This window comes from Flavobacteriales bacterium (assembly GCA_016716605.1).
In the GTDB taxonomy this organism is placed as follows: Bacteria; Bacteroidota; Bacteroidia; order Flavobacteriales_F; family PHOS-HE28; genus PHOS-HE28.
Window position 1 is genome coordinate 1,608,263 of the sequence record JADJWA010000001.1, and the last position, 21,864, is coordinate 1,630,126.

General features: G+C 62.2%; 23 protein-coding genes, 1 tRNA gene and 1 pseudogene. 8 read left to right on the forward strand and 17 right to left on the reverse strand.

What is annotated here, in order from left to right; genetic code table 11:
• Positions 1–49: 49 nt before the first annotated feature.
• Complete coding sequence (locus IPM12_06235) at positions 50–835, reverse strand: MOSC domain-containing protein (GenBank protein ID MBK9147404.1); 786 nt, start codon at positions 833–835, stop codon at positions 50–52.
• Complete coding sequence (locus IPM12_06240) at positions 832–2,769, reverse strand: T9SS type A sorting domain-containing protein (protein MBK9147405.1); 1,938 nt, start codon at positions 2,767–2,769, stop codon at positions 832–834. Before IPM12_06240 ends, IPM12_06235 begins: the two co-directional genes overlap by 4 nt.
• Before the next feature lie 159 nt (positions 2,770–2,928).
• On the opposite strand from IPM12_06240, the gene IPM12_06245 reads away from it, so the two are divergent.
• The gene (locus IPM12_06245) at positions 2,929–4,575 is read left to right on the forward strand and encodes a hypothetical protein (protein MBK9147406.1); all 1,647 of its coding nucleotides are present in this window, start codon (positions 2,929–2,931) and stop codon (positions 4,573–4,575) included.
• Positions 4,576–4,780: 205 nt separating this feature from the next.
• On the opposite strand, the gene moaA is transcribed toward IPM12_06245, so the two are convergent.
• Complete coding sequence (gene moaA / locus IPM12_06250; GenBank protein MBK9147407.1) at positions 4,781–5,770, reverse strand: GTP 3',8-cyclase MoaA; 990 nt, start codon at positions 5,768–5,770, stop codon at positions 4,781–4,783.
• Between the two features lie 51 nt (positions 5,771–5,821).
• On the opposite strand from moaA, the gene IPM12_06255 reads away from it, so the two are divergent.
• The 3 genes from IPM12_06255 to IPM12_06265 are packed head-to-tail and all read left to right on the forward strand — an operon-like array spanning position 5,822 to position 7,819.
• Positions 5,822–6,397, forward strand: a complete 576-nt coding sequence (locus IPM12_06255; GenBank protein MBK9147408.1) for a DNA-3-methyladenine glycosylase I — start codon at positions 5,822–5,824, stop codon at positions 6,395–6,397.
• A 14-nt stretch (positions 6,398–6,411) separates the two neighbouring features.
• Positions 6,412–7,233: a formate dehydrogenase accessory sulfurtransferase FdhD gene (gene fdhD, locus IPM12_06260; protein ID MBK9147409.1), complete on the forward strand. Its 822-nt coding sequence runs from the start codon at positions 6,412–6,414 to the stop codon at positions 7,231–7,233.
• Between the two features lie 4 nt (positions 7,234–7,237).
• Positions 7,238–7,819: a GrpB family protein gene (locus IPM12_06265; GenBank protein ID MBK9147410.1), complete on the forward strand. Its 582-nt coding sequence runs from the start codon at positions 7,238–7,240 to the stop codon at positions 7,817–7,819.
• A gap of 6 nt (positions 7,820–7,825) precedes the next feature.
• Here IPM12_06265 and IPM12_06270 read toward each other — a convergent pair whose 3' ends face one another.
• The 8 genes from IPM12_06270 to IPM12_06305 form a co-directional block, all read right to left on the reverse strand.
• A complete protein-coding gene (locus IPM12_06270; protein MBK9147411.1) occupies positions 7,826–8,197 on the reverse strand; it encodes a hypothetical protein in 372 nt (123 codons plus the stop codon).
• A 108-nt stretch (positions 8,198–8,305) separates the two neighbouring features.
• Positions 8,306–8,944 carry a response regulator transcription factor gene (locus IPM12_06275; GenBank protein MBK9147412.1) on the reverse strand — a complete coding sequence of 213 codons (639 nt, stop codon included), beginning with the start codon at positions 8,942–8,944 and terminating at the stop codon, positions 8,306–8,308.
• Positions 8,945–9,004: 60 nt separating this feature from the next.
• Positions 9,005–9,415, reverse strand: a complete 411-nt coding sequence (locus tag IPM12_06280) for a hypothetical protein (GenBank protein ID MBK9147413.1) — start codon at positions 9,413–9,415, stop codon at positions 9,005–9,007.
• 98 nt (positions 9,416–9,513) lie between these two features.
• Entirely contained in the window at positions 9,514–10,890 is a 1,377-nt protein-coding gene (gene radA / locus IPM12_06285) for a DNA repair protein RadA (protein MBK9147414.1), read from the reverse strand.
• Positions 10,883–11,386, reverse strand: coding sequence for a D-glycero-beta-D-manno-heptose 1-phosphate adenylyltransferase (gene rfaE2 / locus IPM12_06290; GenBank protein MBK9147415.1), 504 nt, complete (start codon positions 11,384–11,386; stop codon positions 10,883–10,885). The genes radA and rfaE2 overlap by 8 nt, the downstream gene beginning before the upstream one ends.
• Complete coding sequence (locus IPM12_06295; protein MBK9147416.1) at positions 11,383–12,405, reverse strand: flippase-like domain-containing protein; 1,023 nt, start codon at positions 12,403–12,405, stop codon at positions 11,383–11,385. Before IPM12_06295 ends, rfaE2 begins: the two co-directional genes overlap by 4 nt.
• Positions 12,402–12,755 (reverse strand): aspartate 1-decarboxylase, encoded by a 354-nt coding sequence (gene panD, locus IPM12_06300; protein MBK9147417.1) that lies wholly within the window; start codon positions 12,753–12,755, stop codon positions 12,402–12,404. Before panD ends, IPM12_06295 begins: the two co-directional genes overlap by 4 nt.
• A 70-nt stretch (positions 12,756–12,825) precedes the next feature.
• On the reverse strand, positions 12,826–13,674 hold the full coding sequence (locus IPM12_06305; GenBank protein ID MBK9147418.1) for a pantoate--beta-alanine ligase: 849 nt from the start codon (positions 13,672–13,674) through the stop codon (positions 12,826–12,828).
• Positions 13,675–13,761: 87 nt separating this feature from the next.
• Here IPM12_06305 and IPM12_06310 point away from each other — a divergent pair, with 87 nt between their 5' ends.
• From IPM12_06310 to glmS, 3 genes are read left to right on the forward strand one after another with little or no spacing between them, the layout of a single operon-like run.
• A complete protein-coding gene (locus IPM12_06310) occupies positions 13,762–14,586 on the forward strand; it encodes a glycogen/starch synthase (protein MBK9147419.1) in 825 nt (274 codons plus the stop codon).
• Between the two features lie 14 nt (positions 14,587–14,600).
• On the forward strand, positions 14,601–15,932 hold the full coding sequence (locus IPM12_06315) for a DUF4270 family protein (GenBank protein ID MBK9147420.1): 1,332 nt from the start codon (positions 14,601–14,603) through the stop codon (positions 15,930–15,932).
• A gap of 6 nt (positions 15,933–15,938) precedes the next feature.
• On the forward strand, positions 15,939–17,783 hold the full coding sequence (gene glmS, locus IPM12_06320) for a glutamine--fructose-6-phosphate transaminase (isomerizing) (protein ID MBK9147421.1): 1,845 nt from the start codon (positions 15,939–15,941) through the stop codon (positions 17,781–17,783).
• Here the strand turns inward: glmS and IPM12_06325 are convergent.
• Both IPM12_06325 and IPM12_06330 read right to left on the reverse strand, forming a co-directional pair.
• Positions 17,770–18,150 (reverse strand): TM2 domain-containing protein, encoded by a 381-nt coding sequence (locus tag IPM12_06325; protein MBK9147422.1) that lies wholly within the window; start codon positions 18,148–18,150, stop codon positions 17,770–17,772. The genes glmS and IPM12_06325 overlap by 14 nt on opposite strands.
• 87 nt (positions 18,151–18,237) lie before the next feature.
• Positions 18,238–18,846 carry a superoxide dismutase gene (locus IPM12_06330; GenBank protein MBK9147423.1) on the reverse strand — a complete coding sequence of 203 codons (609 nt, stop codon included), beginning with the start codon at positions 18,844–18,846 and terminating at the stop codon, positions 18,238–18,240.
• A gap of 127 nt (positions 18,847–18,973) precedes the next feature.
• On the opposite strand from IPM12_06330, the gene IPM12_06335 reads away from it, so the two are divergent.
• Complete coding sequence (locus tag IPM12_06335) at positions 18,974–19,216, forward strand: hypothetical protein (GenBank protein MBK9147424.1); 243 nt, start codon at positions 18,974–18,976, stop codon at positions 19,214–19,216.
• A gap of 47 nt (positions 19,217–19,263) precedes the next feature.
• Here IPM12_06335 and IPM12_06340 read toward each other — a convergent pair whose 3' ends face one another.
• From IPM12_06340 to IPM12_06355, 4 genes and pseudogenes are all read right to left on the reverse strand, one after another.
• Positions 19,264–20,895 (reverse strand): S41 family peptidase, encoded by a 1,632-nt coding sequence (locus IPM12_06340; protein ID MBK9147425.1) that lies wholly within the window; start codon positions 20,893–20,895, stop codon positions 19,264–19,266.
• 4 nt (positions 20,896–20,899) lie between these two features.
• Positions 20,900–21,349: a dCMP deaminase family protein gene (locus IPM12_06345; protein ID MBK9147426.1), complete on the reverse strand. Its 450-nt coding sequence runs from the start codon at positions 21,347–21,349 to the stop codon at positions 20,900–20,902.
• A 113-nt stretch (positions 21,350–21,462) separates the two neighbouring features.
• A tRNA-Leu gene (locus IPM12_06350) sits at positions 21,463–21,547 on the reverse strand.
• A 6-nt stretch (positions 21,548–21,553) separates the two neighbouring features.
• Positions 21,554–21,808, reverse strand: a pseudogene (locus IPM12_06355) (GIY-YIG nuclease family protein).
• Between the last annotated feature and the right edge of the window lie 56 nt (positions 21,809–21,864).

Consider the following 21,864-nt stretch of genomic DNA (forward strand, 5'->3'; position numbering starts at 1 on the left):
CCGAGGATGAGGAAGAGCCGGGTGGCCTTATCGGAGAGGATGGAATGGATCACAGGGCCACAAGATCGCCCACCCGGACCGATTGCCCTTCGCCCATCGCATTCATCCCGAAGATCACCTTGCCGTCGAGGGAACGATAGCTCGCCAGCGTTCGCAGCGGCTCCTTGTCCCGCGCACCGGTCTGCTGATCCGTGGTGGTGATCACGCACCGCCCGCAGGGCTTCACCAACATGAAGCGCGAAGTGCCGAGGCTGATTGCCCGCCACGAATCCTCTTGGTAAGCGCTGCCGCCCGCGATCACGATGTTGGGGCGGAAACGATCCATCGGAACGGGCACCACGAGCCGGGCGTTCAGATCATCGAGCGAAGCCTGCGAAAGGATCAGGTAGGGGAAGCCGTCGCTCAGTGAGTTGATGCCTGCTGCGTAACGCGCATCGACCGTGCGCTGCGAGGCATCGGGCATGTACGTGAGCCGAACGGCGCTCCCCAGCCGTGCGCTGAACCACGTGCTCCATTCCGCTGAGCCTGCCAACACGCGCACGCTATCGTCGAATACTGTGGCATCGACCCATTGCGACGAATCGATGCTCCATGGCAGGTCGAGCCATTCTCCGGTGCGGATGTCGGTGACGCGGAAGCCTTCTCCCTGCTCCGAGCAGCGCAGCAACGCCATCAATGGTTGCTCACGTTGCGTGATGAAGCGGTTCTTCGCATCAACAAGCATCCAGCGCCGGTCGTGCGCGAAACCACGATCCGTGATGCGTGCCTCGCCTGCACTTATCCCACCGACCGATTTGATCGGGTAGAGGTGCAGGCTCGCTACCGTGAGGCTCATGGCCGCAGAACGCGCTTCACGAGGTCCTCGCCATCCACGCGCAGGCGGACGAAGTACGTGCCTCGCGCAACGGGCAGTTGGATGCGCCACGCGTTTCCCGCGCGTTCGGTGCGCACCGCAACCTGAGATCCGCGTGCATCATATGCCGCTACGAATTCGATGCGCGTGAGGCCATCAGCGCTGACCGTGATCCAGCCATCAGGTGTCGGATTCGGTGCGATGCGAATGCGTTCATTCGCCGGAGAGGCGATACCCGCCGGCCCGAGGAAGAGCGAATCAGCGGCCACCAACGATGGCGAGCGGTCACTGGCTTCCAGCATATCGCGGAAGGTGTTGATCTCCGGATGGTCGTGGCTGAACATCTCCTGGTTCCATGCGGGAGGAACGGGCTGATACCATACGCGGGCGAAGGCGCGCAGCGCATCGGGCACTCCGGATATGGGCACATGGTAACGCACCACGTCGGCGCCGGTGCCTTCCTCGCCGAAGGCATTGCGATTGAAGTCGATGTCGCTCACGGGCACGCCGGCCACACGCGTGGTGTCGTAGGCGTAATGCGCGCTGGTGAATCCGACGGGCGCGAGGCGATTGTCCTTGATCGGGTCCCTGGCGCGCTCGAGCACCGTGGTCACATCGCCATTCACATCTCCCATCACCAACTCGTAGATCTGTACCTGGTCGCCGCCGGTGATCGCATCGTGGTGCGGTTCGTACGGTGCATCGTGGCCTTCTACTTCATCGGCGCTGTTCAGCATGCCGCTCTTGAACACGGTATCGCCCTCGGTGGTGAGCACGACGAACTCCACGAAGGCCCGCCGCGATGGATAGCCGCTGGGGAAGCGGTGCCCGGCCCTGTTCTCCAGCCTCAAGGCGAAGTAGGCGGTGTCGGCCGTGCGGTCGAGCAAATTGAGTTGTGCATCGAGCGTGTGGTGCCGGAGCATGCGCTGCGTGCGCGTGATGGTGCTGTCGAACTGCAGGTCGGTGGCAGGGATATCGAGGGTGTCCTTGAATTGCTTCAACAGGCGGAGCATGTGCTCGTTGCCTCCCACGAGGTGATGAAGGCCGAAGGGCGACTGCGGATTCAGGAAGGGATACTCCGCCGCGAGCAGGATGCCGTCGTTGATGCGCGGCATGTGGCAGGTGTTGCACTGCGTGCCGTTGGCGCTGTAGACGCTGTTCAGCCATTCGTGGTAGGTGGCCTGCTCCACGAATCGGTCGCCGGTGAGGTTGCCTTCCAGGTCGGCGGTCTCGGTGATCAACGTGTGGCAGCCAGCGCACACCTTGCTGTTCACGATGTGGCTGCCGAAGCCCGGCGTGAAGCGCACGAAGAACTGCATGATGGCCGGGTTGATCTGGTCGTCGCTGTACGGCCCGTACACGCGCGCCGAGTCGAACTGCAATTCACCGCTGAAGAAGCTGCCTGCGGTGGCCTCGCTCTGCATGTGGCAGCTCAGGCAGCTTACGCCATCCATGCCGAGGCGGCTGGTGTCGAGGTGCGCGAGCGTGAAGAGGTCATGGCCGAGCAGCCGTTCCTCGTGCATGCCCAACGGCGCATGGCAGCCCAGGCACTTGTTCTGGAGAGAGTCGGCGTGCGCCGGGTTCACCAGCGATTCGTGTCGCACCTTGGCGCGGAAGAAGGGATCGCGCGCGCTGTTGGCCATCATCGTGCTGCGCCAATCATCCACCACGTTCACATCGCGGCCCTGCGCATCGATGCTGGCAATGCCCTGCAGGTCGCGTCCGTGGCAGCCGGCGCAGCGGCCCGCCGTGGTGAAGTAGGTGCCGATGATCACGGGCAGGCTGTCAGCGCTTCTCAGCAGCGAGAGTTCCAAGCGGCCGTGCGGGCCGAGCATGGGGCGCATGGCGAAGTCCCATGCCGAGAGCAGCAGCACCAGCAGCGCCGCAGTACCTAGCACAATGGTCTTCTTCCGCATGTTCGTGGCGCAAGGTAGAAGGCAAGGCAATGGCCCTTGGCCGTATGCCCGTCATGAAGCAACACGGGCCTGCGCGCACGGTTCGCCATCAGGCATGCATTGTGGGGATTTGGCTGCCCTGGCCGCATCGGCGCCCTGGCGCCCGGATACATTCGCACCATGCGTTCGCACCTGTTGTTCATCTGCCTCAGCCTGTCGAGCATCGCCCTCGCGCAAGGCGCCGAGCCCTTTGTGGATCACTGGGATGCCAAGAAGACGATCAAGCGCAGCGAGGGCCTCATGGTGAACGGCCGCGAATGGGGCGAATGGAGATTCTACGATCGGGAGGGGCGCTTGATGGAGCAGAGCGAGTTCAAGGCCGGCGAGCGCGATGGGCGCGTGCGCATCTACTATGACGGAGTGCAAGTGCAGCACGATGGCTTCATGCGGCGCGGCGTGCAGGACAGCACCATCACCAGCTACTACGCCAACGGCCAGATGATGGAGCGCGGCATGTACAAGAAGGGAGTGAAGGAAGGTCCATGGGAATATTTCTATGCCGATGGCAAGCCCATGCTGAGAGAGCGGTGGAGCCTCGGGATCGCCGTGGTCATTGATGCGTGGGACCGTGACGGTGCGCAAACCGTCACCAAGGGCGACGGGTTTGTGCGCGCGTACTTCCCCAGCGGCACCATCAGCGAAGAGAAACGGTACAAAGCCGGCGTGCCCGATGGGGTGCAGACCGAATACTGGCCGGCGGGCAACATCAAGGTGCAAGGCCCCTGCACCGGAGGCCTGCGTCATGGCGAATGGAAGTGGTTCTCCAGCGCGCGCAAACCGGAGAAGGTTGCCGGCTACCACACCGGCAAGCTGCACGGCGCCTACACCGTGTACCGGCCCGATAGCAGCATCGACGTGACCGGCTGGCACAAGCACGACAAGAAGGACAGCCTGTGGACCTGGTTCTCATCGAAGGGCAAGGTCGAGATGAGCGGCCCGTTCAAGGATGACCTGCGCGACGGCGTCTGGAAGCATTTCCATCCGAATGGCCAGTTGCAGAGCACCGGAGCCTTCAAGGCCGACAAGGAAGAAGGCGAGTGGGTCTATTACTACGAAGGCGGCCAACTCTGGAAGAAGGGCGCCTTCACCGCAGGCCAGAAGACCGGCATCTGGACCACGCGCTACGAGAACGGGCAGAAGCTCCAGGAAGGACCCTATGTGAACGGCAAGGAAGAAGGCCCCTGGCAGAGCTGGTTCGAGAACGGAAAGCAGAAGTCCGATGGCTCATTCAAGCAAGGTCGCATGGATGGCCTGTGGAAGGGTTTCTTCCCCGATGGCAGTCCCGACTATGAAGGCTGGTTCCAGGACGACCTGAAGCACGGTGCATGGAAGCTCTACTTCGATCCCGGCGAGGGCAGGATCACCGGCGGTCGCGTGCGCGAGGAAGGCAGCTATCATCAAGGGAAGAAGAGCGGGCGCTGGGTCGCGTACAGCGTGCATGGCACTCCGATCAGCGAAGGGCTCTATGCCAACGGCACGCCCACTGGCACTTGGATCTACTTCGACGATGCCGGCGTGAAGATGCGCGAGCAGGAATTGCTCAACGGCGACCCGCATGGCAACTGCAAGGTCTATGACCAGCGCGGCCGGGTGGTGCAGGAGATGAACTACCGCAATGGCCGCCTGCATGGCACCATGACCACCTACGATCGCAGCGGGAAGCCCACGAAGACCGTGGAGTACGAGGACGGACAGATCAAGCAGGCCGAGCCGCCGAAAGCGCAGCCACAGCAAAGGGGAGGAGCGGTGCCGGGCGGGAAGAGGTGAGCTGCGTGGAGATTCCGCGCGCTGATTCGCAGTGCTGCCTTGTCGTTCATACCTCCTGCACGAACCGCTCATTCGACCCTGCCGCAATGCGAAAGTGCCCTACGCATCGATCTTGAAGGGCTCGGTATTGCGCGAATCCTGTTTCTGTCGCGTAGGGTCCGTATGGGCCCGTGGTGCGCCTGGCCACGGTGCCACCCACCCGCAATCACCCGCCGATGCTCACCATCGGGCGTTCGCTCAGATCGTGCAGCACTTGTTCCTCCTTCTCCGGATTGAAGACCGGGAGCCCCCCCAGCTTGGCGTGCTTCGCCAGCACGTTCGCTTCGATCAGCGGGGTGATGTCCTCGCCGCGACGGAGCGCCGAGAGCAGGTCGGTCTCCTCGCGGGCGAATAAGCAGTTGCGCATCCTGCCTTCGGCGGTGAGGCGCATCCTGTCGCAAGAGCCGCAGAAGGGCTCGGTCACGGTGCTGATCACCGCGAAGGTGCCGGGCCATCCGGGCACGCGGTAGGCCTTCGCGGTGCTGTGGGCATCGTCGTTGAGCTTCTCGAACGAATGAACGCTGCCGATGCGCCCGAGCATCTCGCCGTAGGTGTACACGCGTTCGCGTCCCCAGTGGTTGCCAGCGAAGGGCATGAACTCGATGAAGCGCACGTGAATCGGATGGTCGCGCGTGAGCTCAACGAAGCGCAGGAGCTCATCGTCATTCACCCCGCGCATCACCACCATGTTCACCTTCACGCGCAGGCCGCGCGTGAGCGCGAGCAGGATGTTGCCATGCACCGCAGAGAACCCATCGCGCCGAGCGATCCGCTTGAATCGCTCGGCATCGAAGGTGTCCAGGCTGATGTTGATGCCCTTCAATCCGGCAGCCATCAGGCCATCGAGGTGCTTATGGAGCGAAAGGGCATTGGTGGTTAGGCCGATGGTAACGTTGAGCCCGGCAATGTCGCGCACGATGTCCACGGCATCGGGGCGCACCAGAGGCTCACCGCCCGTCAACCTGATCTTGTTGACGCCGAAGCGCTCAACGAACAGCCGCGCGATGAGGGCGATCTCTTCGCGCGTCATCAGCTCCTCGCGCTTGAGGAAGCGCTGGTCCTCCGGCATGCAATAGGTGCAGCGCAGGTCGCATTTATCCACGATGCTGATGCGCAGGCTACGATGCGTGCGGCCATGGCGGTCGGTGAGCGGCATGATCACGTGTGCAAGTTATCTTGACCGCGGCACCTTGACGCTTTTATTGATATGGCAACGAAGGATCTGAACCGCTGCCCTTGGCCGGGGAGCGATCCGCGCATGATCGCCTACCACGACACCGTATGGGGTGTTCCTGAGCACGATGACCGGAGACTCTTCGCGAAGCTGGTGCTTGATGGCGCGCAGGCAGGCCTGAGCTGGAAGACCATCCTGCACCGCAGTGAGGGCTATCGCAAGGCGTTCGATGACTGGAACGTGGAGAAGATCGCGCGTTATGGGCCGAAGGACATTGCGCGCCTGCTCGCCGATGAGGGCATCATACGCAACCGCGCCAAGGTGGGGAGCGCGATCAGGAACGCTCAAGCATGGCTGCGCATCATGGAGAGGGGTAAGGGCTCTTTCGACGATTTCCTATGGAAGCACGTGAACCACCGGACCATCGTGAACCACTGGAAGGACGTGAAGCAACTGCCCGCCAGCACGCCCTTGAGCGATGCTGTGAGCAAGGATCTGAAGAAGGCTGGCTTCAGTTTCGTGGGCACCACCATCGCTTACGCGTACATGCAGGCAATCGGTATGGTCGATGACCACATCGATGGCTGTTTCCGCAAGGCGAGGGGCTAGGGCTACCTTGCGGCGTGCGCCCGCCGGTATCATCAACGCCCATCACCCGTTTCGATGCAGGGACCGGGGCAGCTGCTGCTGATGTCCTGGTGACCGAAGAGCCGCTGGAGATCCGATTGGGCCACGGACCGCTGGATGCCAGGCAGGAACTGCGCCTCAGCGTTACCATGCGCACGCCCGGGCACGACGAGGAATTGGCGCGCGGCTTCCTGTTCACCGAAGGCGTCATCGCGGACCCCTCCGAAGTCGTGCGCATCGCGCCGTGCGAGCGGGTGAAGGAAGAGGAGCGGGGCAATGTGATCCGCGCCGAGCTGGATCCGTCGGTTGAGGTCGACCCCACCAGGTGGCAGCGGAATTTCTACACCGCGAGCAGCTGTGGCGTTTGCGGCAAGAGCAGCATCGAAGCCGTGCGGACCGCCTGCACAGGCACTATTGAGCCATGGGGCAACATTGATCCGGGCCTGATCACGGCCTTGCCCGATCGCATGCGCGAAGCACAGATCATCTTCCGGCATACGGGCGGCATCCATGCAGCGGCGCTCTTCGATGCAGGCGGCAGGCTGCAGCTGCTCCGCGAGGATGTCGGCAGGCACAACGCAGTGGACAAGGTGATCGGTGCGGCTATCGCATCGGGGCGGGCTTTCTCGCGGACCATGCTGCTGGTGAGCGGCCGGGCGGGCTTCGAGCTGGTGCAGAAATGCGCCGTTGCCGGGATCCCGCTGATGGCGGCCGTAGGCGCGCCGTCGTCCTTGGCCGTGCAGCTGGCGAATGAACGCGGCGTTACCCTTATCGGTTTCCTCAGGGGGAATCGGTTCAATGTGTACGCGGCACCTTAGGTTCGTGCCCGCTATGGACGCCCGAACGGAGAAGCGGCTGAAGGCCTTGGACAAGGAGCAGATCGACCTTGTCCCGTATGATCCGGCATGGCCTGGGCGCTACGTGGAATTAGAGAAGGAGGTGAAGCGCATCATCCCACGCCGATTGATCCAACGGATCGCGCACATCGGGAGCACAGCGGTCCCGGGACTCAGCGCGAAGCCGATCATCGACCTGCAGGTGGAGATCAGCGATGCGGATGAGGTGCGTGACCTGGTGGCTCCGTTGATGGAGGAGGCTGGCTTCGAGTTCTTGTGGAGGCCGAGCATCGGTGACGAGGATCCCTTCTACTCGTGGTTCATTCTCCGTGATGCGGATGGACGGCGGTGCGCGCACGTGCACGTGGTGCGGCCCGGCAAAGCCAGCATGGAGCGCATCCTGTTCCGCGATTATTTAAGCGCATTCCCCGAAGAGGCCCAGCGATATGCGGAGCTGAAGCGCGACCTGGCGCAGCGCTATCCGAAGAACCGGGCAGCCTACGCAGCTGCGAAGACGAGCCACCTGAACGAGGTCCTGGCCAAGGCGCGCGCCACCAAGTGGCGTTGATGGGCGCTAACCGGCACTGAGCAGCCACGCATGGGCCTGCTCGCCTTTGGCTGACTCCCAGTAGTAGCACAAGCGATTGCGCTTGGAACTGAGCAAGGCCTGCACTTCCGGGTGGTCGCGCTCCGGGTAGTAGAGGTCGATGACACCCTTTGCGGCATCGAACCGTGGCTGATGAACCAATCCCGAATTGTCCAGGTGGACCACGATCCGGCGGGCGAGGCTGCCGGCGCGAGCAGGCACCACAGCGAACTCCAATTCATGCTGATTGGACCGGATGCTCTTGATCACGCGCACGACTTCGAGCCGACCCGAAGCCAACAAGCGCGATGCCGCAGGTACGATGGCATCACGGAGCTCCGATTGGGTTTGGATGGACATGACGGGTGCTTCGCGCCGGGTGAAGGTCGAGGTCGTGGTTGATCGGATGGCGCGGATTCACGCTCAGCGCCGAAATTTCATATTGCCTTAACGATCGTCGAGGCGCCTTCAGGCCCACTTGCGATCGAGGGCGTATTTCACCAGACCGGCCGTGCTGCGCACATTGAGCTTGGTCATCAGCCTTTTGCGGTGGCCCTTCACGGTTTCCTCGCTGATGAACAGCGCCGCGCCGATCTCCCCATTGGTCTGTTCCAGGGCGATGAGGCGGATGATCTCCCTTTCGCGCTGGGTGAGCCCGATGTACTCGCCATCGGGTCTCTTCTCCGTGTACTTGTACCCCTCGGCCACGCTGATCCTGGCCTGATCGCTCAGGAACCTTTCGCCGTTCAGCACGGCGCGAATGGCGCCCAGGAAAACGGCACGGCTCTCGGTCTTGGTCACGTAACCAACCGCTCCTTCTATGAGCATGCTGTTCACGTACTCGATTCCGGTGAGCGAGCTGTAAGCGAGCACGGCCTGACCGGGATGTGCCTTGCGAACTGCCCTCATGGTGTCAATGCCGTCCATCTCAGGAATCGACACCTCCAACAGCACCAGATCGGGCTGCCGGTTGGTGAGCAGGTCGAGCAGGTCACGTCCGGTAGCGGCATGCCCCACGAGTTCAAGGTCGGTTTCCTCCTGAAGCCAGGTTCGAACTCCGATGGCGATGATCTCGAGCGGATCGGCAATGATGATGGTGCGCTTCACGCGTGGCGGTTTGGCACGGACCAAGCTAATGCGCGCAGCCTGAATGCCATCGCCAGCGGTTCAGGTGCTGAGCGCCTTCGCCAATGCATCCTGCAACCACGTCAGCGCCTCGGCCTCTTGAGCGAATACACGGGCCTCGAAGGGTTGCGGATACCAGGTGAAGTAGAATTTGCTCACGCTGCGCATCGTATCGCCGTGCGCCACTAGCGCGAGCGCCAGGATCCGGCGCTTCAATCGCTCGGTGGTGAAGTGATCGACGTTGGTGGCGGTTGGATCAACAGGGACCTCGTTCGGGATGGAAACGAGCAGGGCGCAAAGGGTATCGCCGATCAATCGGTCCCTTACCGAAGCCACCTGGTCAAGCGTGGTTTGGGTGAACCGCATCTCTGGTTTGAATCGTTGCGCGAGGAGCCGCGGCTCAACGAAGCTGAAGGTGCAGTAAGGCGTGTCAACGGGTGCTTGTTGGTGCATGCGTCAGGTGATTCCTCGTGTAAGCAGGAGCATCGAATGCCTGGGCGCTGATCCGGAATGGACCCATGACGGATCGCGTTGTGAAAGGTTGGCTTGGCTTAGCCGAAAAGATGCGCGAGCACTTCCTCCACGCGCGCCACTTGCACCACGGTGATGCCGGCAGACGCGGGAAGGCCCTTGGTGCCCTTGGGGATGAAGATCCGCTGGAACCCGAGCTTGGCGGCCTCTGCGATGCGCTGATCGGCACGGGTCACGGGCCTGATCTCACCGGTGAGCCCCACCTCGCCGCAGAAGGCGGCATCCATGGGCACGGCGATGTCGGCATTGCTGCTGAGCACGGCGCAAACCACGGCCAGGTCGATGGCGGGCTCTTCAATCCGGAAGCCGCCGGCGAGGTTGAGGAACACGTCCTTGGCGCCCAAACGGAAGCCGCAGCGCTTCTCGAGGACGGCCAGCAGCATGTTCATGCGGCGCAGATCGAAGCCGGTGCTGCTGCGCTGCGGTGTGCCGTAAACGGCGCTGCTCACCAGGGCCTGCACCTCCACCAGCAGCGGGCGCATGCCTTCGAGCGTGGCGGCCACCACCACCCCGCTGGGCCTTTCGCGCCGGTCACCGAGCAGCACCTGGCTCGGGTCGTCCACTTCGGCAAGGCCGCTTCCGCGCATCTCATAGATGCCCAGTTCATTGGTGCTGCCGAAACGGTTCTTCAGCGGGCGCAGCAAGCGGTAGGCATGGTCCCGATCGCCCTCGAATTGCAGTACGCAGTCCACCATGTGCTCGAGCACCTTCGGCCCAGCGATGAAGCCATCCTTGGTGATGTGCCCGATGAGCACCATGGGCGTGGCCGTCGATTTGGCGAATCGCATGAGCTCAGCGGTGCATTCGCGCACCTGGCCTACGCTTCCAGGGCTGGCGTCCAAGGCAGCGGTATGCAGGGTCTGCACGCTGTCAATGACTACCAAGCCGGGCTTCAGTGCCTCGATGTGCTTGAAGATGCCCTGGGTGTTGGTCTCGGTGAGCACGAAGCAGTTCGACGGATCGCTGCGGCCATGCTCATGCTCGAGCCGCTCGGCGCGCATCTTCACCTGGTGCTCGCTCTCTTCGCCGCTCACGTACAGCACCCGCAGGTGCGGGTTGCGCAGTGCGGTCTGCAGCAGCAAGGTGCTCTTGCCGATGCCAGGCTCGCCTCCGATCAGCGTGATGCTGCCCGGAACGATGCCGCCGCCGAGCACCCGGCTCAGCTCACGGTCATGCAAGGCTATCCGCGGGCCGTCCTGCGCGGGTATCTCGTGGATCGCAACTGGCTTGGGCTGCCGGCCCTTGATGCTCAGCGGCGTGCCGCGCTTCTCCTCCACGCGATCGAGCACCTCCTCCACCAGCGTGTTCCATTGCTTGCATTGCGCGCATTGCCCCAGCCATTGAGCATGGCTGGCGCCGCAGCTCTGGCAAACGAAATGGGCGCGGACTTTAGCCACGACGGATCCGCTCCACCAGCGACGTCGTTGAGAATCCTTCCACGAGCTTGAGGCTGCGCACCTCGCCACCAGCGGCCTTCACCGCTTCGGCTCCCACAATGCGGTCCTCGCCCCAATCACCGCCTTTCACGAGCACATCGGGAGTGATGGTCTTGATCAGGCTCAGCGGGGTATCATCGTCGAAGAGCACCACGGCATCTACGCCGCGCAGCGCGGCCAGCACCTTGGCGCGGCTCTGCTCATCGTTCAGGGGCCGTTCTGGGCCTTTGCCCTGGCGGCGCACGCTGGCATCGCTGTTCACACCCACCACCAGCCGGTCTCCCAAGGCGGCGGCCTCTTGCAGGTATTCCACATGTCCGCGATGCAGGATATCGAAGCAGCCGTTGGTGAACACGATCCGGTCGCCCTTCATGCGCCAGATATTGCACAAGCGCTTCAGGCCGATCAAATCCACCACGCGCTTATCGGTTGCGGCGTTCGCGACTTCAGTGCTCATGTTGCGGCGGGTTTCTGCACGGCAGCCAAAAGTAGAGAGAGGCCGCCGAGCACGATGATCATCAGCGTTTGGGCGGCCCAGAGCAGCCAGCCCATGGCCAGCGCATCGGGCCGCAGCAATCCTCCGCCTTCAGGCGGTGCCATGTACACGCCGACGATCAGGGCAACGAAAGCGGGGTACACGCCGATGCCGCCTTGCACGAGCACAATGCCGATGGCTCCGGCGATGAAGCCCGCGAGAATGGCCGCAAAGGGCACCTGGTCCATGCCTGACAGGCAATAGAAGCCCACTTGGAACATCCCCAGGTAACAGGCCCAGATGAACAAGGTGTGCCCGATGAAGAGTCCTTTCTTGCGCGTGCTAAGCACGGTCTTCAATCCCTGCACAAAGCCCCGGACCCCATCCATCAAGCGGGCGCGCAAGGCTGGCCGTGAGATCAACAGGTAGGCAGCAGCAACAGTGCCCGCTGCAATCGTGGCGCCAATCACCCAGCCCCACGGGAAGCCGTCGCCCGGTTCATTGGCACCCTGCTCAAGCCTGAAGCGTTCGATCTGCGCCGCGAAGAGGTCGAACTTATCGTATTGCATAGCGGCCGCTGCGCCAGCGATCGCGAGCAGTACGGCCATATCCACCACACGTTCGGCCATCACGGTTCCGAATCCCTTCTCGAAGGGCACATGCTCCACCCGGTACAGGAGCGCTGCACGGCTCGCTTCGCCGGCACGCGGGATGAACATGTTCATGAAATAACCCGCCATCACCCCGTGGTAACAGTTCCAGAAACCGGGACGATGCCCAAGGGGCTCGAGCAAATACCGCCACCTCCAGGCGCGGCTCACATGCGAGAGCCAACCGATGCCGATGGCCAGTCCGAGCCAGAGCATGCTGGCCTGACCGAACGCCGCGAACAATTCCTCCCGCTGGGCCAAGCTCATGGCGCTGTAAGGCTTGTACACGAGCCAAGCGCCTGCCGCCAAGGGCAGGCCCAGCTTCAAGGCAGCGAGCGCGGTCCGCTTCACGGACGCAGGCGGTTGGTGGCCTCATCGGGGAAGATCACCCGGGGCCTGAATGCCCGAGCCTCGTCCAGGCTCATGCGGGCGTAAGCAACCACGATCACTACATCGCCTACGCGGGCCTTCAGGGCGGCTGGGCCATTGAGGCAAACGGCACCACTGCCTCGCTCGCCCTTAATCACATAGGTCTCCAAGCGCTCGCCGTTGTTCACATTGAGCACTTGGACCTTTTCGCCCTCGATGAAGCCCACCGCATCAATCAGATCCTCATCAAGGGTGATGCTCCCGATGTAATCAACGTCTGCCTCCGTGATGCGCACACGATGAAGCTTGGCACGGAGCACTTCAATGGTCATGGTGAATCTTGGCTTGTGGGAGTTCCGGAGGCCAAGGGGCGGCAAAGCTACCAGCCTGAGAGGGATGGGCTCACGGGCGCTCAAGCGTCAGGTTGTCGATCAGCCGGATATCGCCCAGCCGCGCGGCGATCAAGGCTACCACCTGGGGCTCGTCTGCCCAATCTTCCAAAGGCCGGAGGGTGCGCGCATCGGCGATGCCGAGGTATTCGAGGGCAATCCGGGAATCACGCTGAAGCACCGCCATGCCTTGGTTGAGGCATTCCGGAACCGATCGGGTGAAGGCTGAATCGGCGACGGCCTGCAAGGCCATGTGGAGCATTGGGGCGATTCCCCGATGAACAGGGTCGAGCAATCGGTTCCTGGAACTCATTGCCAGGCCATCTTGCTCCCGAATGGTTGGGCACGGGATGATTTCCACGGGCCACCTCTGCTGGGAGGCAACCCATTGAATGATAGTCAGTTGCTGTCGGTCCTTCTCGCCGAAAAATGCGGCATCGGGCCGCACGATTCCGAATAGGCGGTCAACCACGTTCACCACCCCTTGGAAATGGCCCGGCCTCATCGGACCTTCCCAATACGAATCCAGCCCGCCGAGTGGGAAACGGTCATCTTCTTGGCCTTCGAACACTTCCGCCCGGTCGGGCATGAATAAAACGTCGCAGCCACCGGATTCGAGCATCCGGCGGTCTTTTTTCGGCTGCACGGGGTAGCGTTCGAAATCGCGCGGGTCGTTGAATTGCAGGGGATTAACGAAGATGCTGACGGCTACGGCTCGTGAGTTGCCCCGTGCTTTTCCGAGCAGTGCCAAGTGGCCCTCATGCAAGGCACCCATGGTTGGCACGAACCCGATTCGATTGCCCCTACGGCGCTGATCCGCTGACCATCGCATCATCTCAATCCGGCTTCGGAGCACAAGCATCGTTCGCCTTGTATTCAAGCGGCAAGCTAGCCGCGCGTTGAAGAAGGCCCCCAAAGTCTATATTTTTGCGGTCCCGATTCCCCGCTGATGAGCTTGAAGAACACGAAGGTGCTGACCATCTCCCAGTCCATTTCCCCCTTCATGGACATACCCGAGGAGATGGCCAAGGTGTCGCGCTCCCTTCCGCAAGGCACCCTTGACCGTGGCAACGAGATCAGGGTGTTCATGCCGAAGTGGGGCTGCATCAACGAGCGCCGGCACCAATTGCATGAGGTCATCCGCCTGAGCGGGATGAATCTGATCATCAACGATACCGACCACGCGCTGCTGATCAAAGTGGCCAGCGTTCCCAGCGCACGCATGCAGGTGTACTTCATCGACAACGAGGAGTTCTTCAAGCGCAAGGCGGACACGCATGACTTCGAAGGTGCCTTTTACCCGGACAATGACGAGCGCGCCCTGTTCTTCGGCCGTGGCGTGATCGAAACCGTGCGGAAGTTGGGCTGGGTGCCGGACATCATTCATTGCCATGGCTGGATGACCGGCTTGGTCCCCTTGTACATCAAGCACTTCTATGCCGACGACCCGCACTTCGAGAATGCCAAGCTGGTGATGAGCGTGTATGACCAGAAGCCTGAGGCGCTCGACAAGGATCTGGCGAAGAAGCTTGCGCTCGAAGGCTTCGACAAGGCCCTGCTCAAGGGGCTCAATAAGCCCACCACCGATGACCTGTACAAATTCAGCTTGGGCTTCTGTGATGCCGTGGTGAAAGGGAGCCCCAAGCTCAGCAAGGGCGTGGAGTCCGCGATCAAGGCCGAAGGCAAGCCGACCTTGGCATACTCCCAAGGCCCCGAGCTGCTCGATGGCCACTTGGAGTTCTACAGCACCGTGATGGAGTGCGCACTGGTGTGACTGGCCATCGCCGCATGCCAATTCGAAACCTGCTTGGCGGGGTACTTGGGCTGACGCTGCTGGTATTCAGTTCGTGCCGCAAGCCGGAGCCCGACTTGGGCAACGGCTTGCTTCCTGGTGATCCCCTGGGCGTGGTGGTCGATACCGTTCAGATCCACGCTTTCACGCGCGCCGACTCGAACTTCCGATCCAGCGCGCTCTCGCGGCAGTTGCTCGGTTCCTTCATCGACCCGCGTTTCGGACTCACGCGTGCCGGCCTGGTAACCCAGGTGCGGCTCAGTGCCGCGAACATCGGAGACACTCAGGATCTCACAGGCCTTGTTGCGGATAGCATCGTGCTGGCCCTGGGATTCGATGGTGCCAACTTCGGTTACGGGAATATGGATGAACAGGAGTTCCTCGTGCATGAACTCAGTGAGCGGCTCTCCATTGACTCCACGTACAGGAGCAACAGGGTGCCGGTGATCGAAGGCCCCGATCTGCTCGAGGGCCGCGGCCGCGTCAAACCGCAGCCGCTGCGCAAGCCGTACATCCTGGGCGACAGTCTTCTGCCACAACTCCGGCTGAGGCTCAGCGATGCCCTCGCACAGAGGTTTCTTCTCGCCTTCGACACGCCAGACCTCGCATCGAATGATGCCTTCCTCGATTTCTTCAAGGGTGTGTATGTCACGGTGGGCAACAATGGCCAGGCGCCCTTCCAGGGCGGACTGCTCTACTTCAATCTGCTCAGCGGAGCAAGCAAGCTAACCTTGTATTATCGGGACCAGAACAGCGCCGATCCGGACCTGACCCTCGCCCTCGACTTCCCGATCAACACCAACGCGGTGCGCTATACCGTGGTCGAGCATGATATCTCGGTGGCGGCGACCAATGAGGTAGCCTTGGCCCTCGCGGATAGCATGGCACCGGCTGAGCGGGTGTACCTGCAGTCGTTGGCCGGGCTGCGTACTGTGATCCGCATGCCATCCCTGACCGGTTACGCTGGGCAATCGCGGGTGGTGGCCAAGGCTGAATTGGTGATCACGGTCGATGGGACGAATTACCCGTATTACCCGCCACCGGCGCTGCTGGTGCCTTTCCGAAGGAATGAAACGGGTGATGAGGCTTTCCTGCCAGACCTGATCGGCGGCATCGGCGCCTTGGACGGCAGCTATCGCGAAGCAACAAGGGAATACCGATTCAACATCACCCGCTTCGTGCAGAGCGTGATCAACGGCGAGCAGGCCGATCCCAGCCTTGAGCTGGTAGCCGGGAGCGGTGGCATCACCGGGAACCGGGTCGCGCTGAAAGGACCAGCAGCCTTGGCCGATTCCCTGCGTCTTCAGATCACCTTCACCACTTATTGAAGGGCCATGTGCGGAATAGTTGCTTACCTGGGTGCCAAGGAGGCCTACCCGATCCTGATTAACGGCCTGAAACGGCTGGAATACCGCGGCTACGATAGTGCCGGGGTGGCCTTGATGGCCGATGGCGCCATGCGCATCCACAAATGCCAGGGCAAGGTCAGTGACCTCGAGGCGCATATGGCCGGTCATAGCACCCATGGGACGCTGGGCATGGGCCATACCCGATGGGCCACGCACGGACCGCCCAACGATATCAATGCGCATCCGCATGCTTCGAACAGCGGCGAGCTGGCGATCATCCACAACGGGATCATCGAGAACTACGCGGCCATCAAGGAAGAGCTGAGGAAGCGCGGCCATGTGTTCAGGAGCGATACGGATACCGAAGTACTGGCTCACCTCATTGATGATGTACGGGTGACCGAGGGCGTTGACTTGGCCGAAGCCGTGCGCCTTGCCCTGCAGAGCGTCGTGGGCGCCTACGCCATCGTGGTGCTCGATTCGCGATCCCCCGACCTGATGGTGGCGGCCCGCAAGAGCTCGCCGCTGGTGATCGGCATCGGCGATGACGGCGACCACTACCTGGCGAGCGACGCCACGCCCATCGTGGAGCACACGCGCAACGTGGTGTACCTGGAGGATGGCGAGATCGCCGTGATGCAGCGGGGCGAGGGCCTGCGGATCCGGAACATCAAGAACCAGGTGAAGACCCCCTTCATCCAGGAACTCGAGCTGCACCTCGAAGCGCTGGAGAAGGGTGGCTACGATCATTTCATGCTCAAGGAGATCCACGAGCAGCCGCGCAGCATCCGTGATAGCATGCGCGGGCGCCTGAACCTGGCCAAGGGCGAGGTGGTGCTCGGGGGCATCAAGGAGCATGAGCAGAAATTCGTGCAGGCCAAGCGCGTGCTCATCGTCGGATGCGGCACCAGCTGGCATGCCGGGCTGGTGGGCGAATATCTGTTCGAGGAGCTCGCGCGCATCCCGGTGGAAGTGGAATACGCCAGCGAGTTCCGCTACCGCAACCCGGTCGTGAACGAGGACGACCTCGTGATCGCCATCAGCCAGAGCGGCGAGACCGCCGATACGCTCGCCGCCATTGAGCTGGCGAAGAGCCGGGGCGCCACCATCTTCGGCATCTGCAACGTGGTGGGCAGCAGCATCGCACGGGTCACGCATGCCGGCTCGTACACGCATGCGGGCCCTGAGATCGGCGTGGCCAGCACAAAGGCCTTCACGGCGCAGGTCACCGTTCTCACGCTCATGGCCATGATGATCGGACAGCGCAAAGGCACGTTGGGCGGCAGTGCGTTCTACAGGCTGCTGAGTGAGCTCGACGCCATACCGGACAAGGTGCAGCGCTTGCTCAAGGCTGAGGCGCAGATCAAGCGCATCGCCGGGATTTATCAGAACGCGACCAATGCGCTCTATCTCGGCCGCGGATACAGCTTCCCGGTGGCACTCGAGGGCGCCCTTAAGCTGAAGGAAATCAGCTACATCCATGCGGAGGGCTACCCGGCGGCCGAGATGAAGCATGGGCCGATCGCCTTGATTGACGAGCAGATGCCCGTTGTCGTGATCGCCACCAAGGGCGCCAGCTATGAAAAGGTCGTGAGCAACATCCAGGAGGTGAAGGCGCGCAAGGGCATCATCATCGCCATCGTCACCGAAGGGGATCGCGTGGTGAAGGAGCTGGCTGACCATTCGATCGAGATTCCGGAAACCGCAGATCCGCTGGTGCCGCTGCTCAGCGTGATCCCGCTCCAATTGCTCAGCTACCACATCGCGGTGATGCGCGGCTGCAACGTGGATCAGCCGCGAAACCTGGCCAAGAGCGTCACGGTGGAGTAGGCTCACCAGCCCACATCAGGATCCGGTCGCAGTCCTGGAATCGGACGAGGTCCTTGGCAGCTATCAGCTGGATCAGGTCGATGAGTGCCACCACGCCGAAGCCGCCAAAGGTGAGACCATAAGCGATTGCCACTTTCGGGGTGGTGCCCAGGTACAGCCGATGCGCACCGAATGGGCCTAACAGGACCGCCAGCGCGATGGCCATGCCGCGGCGATTCTCAGGCGGCGCCATGGATCCAACGGTCTCTGTTTGCAGTAGGTTCGGCTCGATTTGGGAAAGCAGGCTATCCGTGTGGTACGGCCCCATGGCAGCACCTTGGGTAACGCAAAGCGACAGAGCCGCTGCGCCAATCGCACGGAACCACATGCTTCAAAAGTAGAAGGCTGCTGAACACCGTGGAAGCACAACGCCAGAGCCCATGCCCTGGCGCCGCACAAGGAAAAAGGTTGCCGGTTACTTGCTTTCAGCGAAGCGCCGGGCCACTTCGGCCCAATTCACCACGTTCCAGAAGGCGGCGATGTAATCCGGACGGCGGTTCTGGTAGTTGAGGTAGTAGGCATGTTCCCACACGTCGAGGGCCAGTACCGGGGTTCCGCCGCAGCCGGTGCCGGGCATGAGCGGATTGTCTTGGTTGGGGGTGGAGCACACCTCGAGCTTGCCGCCCCTGTGCACGCAAAGCCAGGCCCAACCGCTTCCGAAGCGCGAGGCACCCGCGGCTGCGAACTTCTCCTTGAACGCCTCGAACGAGCCGAAGTCGCGGGCAATGGCCTCGCCCAGTTCACCAGAAGGGGCGCCCCCCGCATTGGGGGCCATGATGCTCCAGAACAGGCTGTGGTTGTAGTGGCCGCCCCCGTTGTTCCGAACGGGCATGTTGGCCATGTCGAGCCCGGCCATGAGGGCCTCGATGGGCTGGCCATCCATGGGGGTGCCTTCAATGGCCTTGTTCAGGTTGGTCACATAAGCCTGGTGGTGCTTGCCGTGGTGGATCTCCATGGTGCGCGCATCGATGTGCGGCTCCAGGGCATTGTGGGCGTAGGGAAGCGTGGGGAGCTGGTATGGCATGACTGGTGGTTTCGTGGTTGGTTTCCGTCGATGGGCCGAAGGTATTCACCCGAAAAGCTGATCCGGATTTTGACGGATCCATAACGCCGGTACATTTGCGCCCACTTTCACCAACCGTACCACTCACATGTTGAAGAAGTTCGCTCTTTTGGCTGGCATCGCCGCCTTCGTGGTGGCTTGCGGCCCGTCTCAGGCCGAGATTGAGGCCAAGGCCAAGAACACGGCCGACAGCATCGCGGCTGTGATGCGCGCTGACAGCATCCGCATGGCCGAAGAGGCCGCTGCTGCTCAGGCCGAGGCTGAAGCCAAGGCTCAGGCCGTGGCTGACAGCATCGCTGCTGCTGCTGCTGCCATGACCACCGGCAAGTAGTAATCAGGCCGTACTGCAAATGGGAAGGGGGCCTGGCGGCCCCTTTTTCATTTCTGGCCGGCGGCCTTTCCGGCGGCGAGTTCATCTGCAGCACGGATGAAGGCGGAGTCGGAGTCCAGCATCACTTCGTAGAATCCCGGATCGCCCCAGAGATTCCGGGCCACCCCGGCTTTCAAGCGGTTGGTGATCTGCTTCCGCGAGCGCTCAAGCTCTCCGGGCTTTTCGATGATGCCCTGTTCCTTGGCCTCTTTGCGCAATCCTTCGAGCGCCGTTTCGGATAAGGCGTACCGCAGCTTGAACGCGGAGGGGCTGCCGAAGGCCAGCAGCCGGCCACGCTCGCGGTCAGCGAGGTCGAAGGCGTATTGGTTGAGCGTGCCGCTGAAGAAGAGGTCCGTGAGGAATTGCGAGCCCTCGGCGGTATCGGCCGCCACGAAGAGGTCGGGCATCACGCCGCCGCCGCCGTAAACGATGCGCCCGCCCTTGGTGCGGAAGACCTGCGTGCTGTCAATGCGCACGCTGTCGGCAGAGAAGAGCTCCCCATGGGTGGTTCGCCGTTCATAATCGGCATCGTAATCAACCCCCGCGCCGTAAGGTTTCTGGATGCTGCGGCCACTGGCCGTGTAATAGCGCGCCGTGGTGATCCGCACAGCGCTCTGGTCCGGCAGGTCTATGTGTTCCTGCACCAGGCCTTTCCCGAAGGACCGGCGGCCGACGATGGTTGCCCGATCATTGTCCTGCAGGGCCCCGGCAATGATCTCACTCGCGCTGGCCGAGCCTTCATCGATGAGGATTGCCAATGGGATGTTCTCATACACTCCGCGGCCGGTAGCCAGCATGTCTCGCCGAGGCGATCTGCGGCCCTGGGTGTACACGATCACGCTGCCATCGGGCAGGAACTCGTCGGCCAGGTCAACCGCCGCATTCAAGTAGCCACCGCCGTTGCCGCGCAGATCGAGCACCAGGCGCTGCATGCCTTCGGCGCGCAGCCCATCGGCTGCAGCAAGGAACTCGGCATGGGTATTCTTCGCGAATCGGCTCAGCTTGATGTAGCCGGTGCCATCGGGACGCAGCAGTGCCGCCGCAACGCTATTGATCGGGATGGCGCCGCGTGTGATCTCCACGTCCATCGGTTTCTTGCCCGGCCTTCCGATCACGACCTTCACTTGGCTGCCCTTGGGGCCGCGCAGCAGCTTCATCACACCGTCGTTGGTGATGCCCACGCCCGCCAATGGAACGGTGTCGGCCTTCAGGATGCGGTCGCCGGCGCGGATGCCCAATTGGGCGCTGGGCCCGCCTTCAACCGGCGACACCACCACCACGGTATCGCGCTGAATCGCGAACTCCACGCCGATGCCATCGAAGCTGCCTTCGAGGGGCTCGGTGGCAGCACGCAGTTCAGCCGCACTGATGTAGTAGCTGTGCGGGTCGAGCCGGTGCAGCATCTCCTGTAGCACCTCCTCCACCAGGGCGCCCTTCTCCACGCTATCGACGTATTGGCGGTCGATGAGGTCGAGGACCTGCCCGAGCTTGTCCGCTGCAGCGGGTTGCCGCAATTGGAAGATCGTGAGCGGTCCACCGGAACCGTCGCCCAGGTTGCGTCCGAGGAATAAGCCAGCCACCAGCGCCAAGGAGAGCAGCAGCGGCACGTAGGGCGAGATCGGGTGGCGGGTGGCGCTCATGCGTTCAGTGCGGATCGAGTTGTGAGATCAGCACACGGCCTTTCTCCAGGAGTTCGAGGCCCGATGAGTCCTTGTAGGCATCGAGGTACACGAGCCTCTTGATCCCTGCTTGAAGGATGAGCTTGCTGCATTCCTTGCACGGCGAGTGGGTGAGGTACAACGTGGCTTCGCGCGCATTGTTGGTGCTGCGGGCCACTTTCATGATGGCGTTGGCCTCGGCGTGGAGCACGTACCAATGGGTGAGGCCGCTGCTGTCCTCGCAATCGTTCGGGAATCCGGTGGGCGTGCCATTGTAGCCGTCGCTGATGATCATGCCCTCTTTCACGATCAGGGCCCCCACCTTCTTGCGGGTGCAGTGGCTCAGCTTGCTCCACTCTTGCGCCATGCGCATGTACGCGCGGTCGTAGCGCTCCTGTTTCTTGGGGTCAGCGTAGACCAGGGAATCCTGCTGCATTCAATCCTCTGATCGTCTGATCGCCGGATCATCTGATCGAATCGTACCCAGGGCGGGACTCGAACCTGCCTTCGGCAGGCAAGCCCGCCGAACTCCAAGCTGTTATTCTTCAGTGCCCAGGGCGGGACTCGAACCCGCACGACTGTTGAGGTCACTGGTGTTTGAGACCAGCGCGTCTACCAATTCCGCCACCTGGGCAATGGGGTTGCGAATTTGGGCAAGTATCTCCTTTCCCCTTCCGCTCTTCCAATATTTCTCTCTTTTTCTGGCTTCTGTGCTGCTGTTGGCGAACTCAAGATGAATGAGCTCGAAGGGTCGATGATGCTTGGTGGTGTTCTCACGCCCGCCGTTGTGCCGTTCAATCCTGTCAATGATATCAGTTGTCATGCCTACATAGATGTAGCGTCGCACGGTGCTCCTCAGAGCATAAACGAACCAGTGGAATTTTGAGGCAGGCATTAGACAGTGCTCCCAGCGCGCTTGCCTGCCGAAGGCAGGTCTACCGATTCCGCCAC

Coding starts and splice junctions, on each gene's coding strand:
- IPM12_06325 (MBK9147422.1), bottom strand. CDS start 18,150: ATGTGGTTCCGTGCGATTGGCGCAGCGGCTCTGTCGCTTTGCGTTACC.
- IPM12_06280 (MBK9147413.1), bottom strand. CDS start 9,415: ATGCACCAACAAGCACCCGTTGACACGCCTTACTGCACCTTCAGCTTC.
- IPM12_06305 (MBK9147418.1), bottom strand. CDS start 13,674: ATGCTTGTGCTCCGAAGCCGGATTGAGATGATGCGATGGTCAGCGGAT.
- IPM12_06240 (MBK9147405.1), bottom strand. CDS start 2,769: ATGCGGAAGAAGACCATTGTGCTAGGTACTGCGGCGCTGCTGGTGCTG.
- IPM12_06255 (MBK9147408.1), top strand. CDS start 5,822: ATGGCAACGAAGGATCTGAACCGCTGCCCTTGGCCGGGGAGCGATCCG.
- IPM12_06340 (MBK9147425.1), bottom strand. CDS start 20,895: ATGAGCGCCACCCGCCACCCGATCTCGCCCTACGTGCCGCTGCTGCTC.
- panD (MBK9147417.1), bottom strand. CDS start 12,755: ATGACCATTGAAGTGCTCCGTGCCAAGCTTCATCGTGTGCGCATCACG.
- IPM12_06235 (MBK9147404.1), bottom strand. CDS start 835: ATGAGCCTCACGGTAGCGAGCCTGCACCTCTACCCGATCAAATCGGTC.
- IPM12_06330 (MBK9147423.1), bottom strand. CDS start 18,846: ATGCCATACCAGCTCCCCACGCTTCCCTACGCCCACAATGCCCTGGAG.
- glmS (MBK9147421.1), top strand. CDS start 15,939: ATGTGCGGAATAGTTGCTTACCTGGGTGCCAAGGAGGCCTACCCGATC.
- IPM12_06245 (MBK9147406.1), top strand. CDS start 2,929: ATGCGTTCGCACCTGTTGTTCATCTGCCTCAGCCTGTCGAGCATCGCC.
- IPM12_06270 (MBK9147411.1), bottom strand. CDS start 8,197: ATGTCCATCCAAACCCAATCGGAGCTCCGTGATGCCATCGTACCTGCG.
- rfaE2 (MBK9147415.1), bottom strand. CDS start 11,386: ATGAGCACTGAAGTCGCGAACGCCGCAACCGATAAGCGCGTGGTGGAT.
- IPM12_06315 (MBK9147420.1), top strand. CDS start 14,601: ATGCCAATTCGAAACCTGCTTGGCGGGGTACTTGGGCTGACGCTGCTG.
- IPM12_06345 (MBK9147426.1), bottom strand. CDS start 21,349: ATGCAGCAGGATTCCCTGGTCTACGCTGACCCCAAGAAACAGGAGCGC.
- IPM12_06335 (MBK9147424.1), top strand. CDS start 18,974: ATGTTGAAGAAGTTCGCTCTTTTGGCTGGCATCGCCGCCTTCGTGGTG.
- IPM12_06310 (MBK9147419.1), top strand. CDS start 13,762: ATGAGCTTGAAGAACACGAAGGTGCTGACCATCTCCCAGTCCATTTCC.
- moaA (MBK9147407.1), bottom strand. CDS start 5,770: ATGCCGCTCACCGACCGCCATGGCCGCACGCATCGTAGCCTGCGCATC.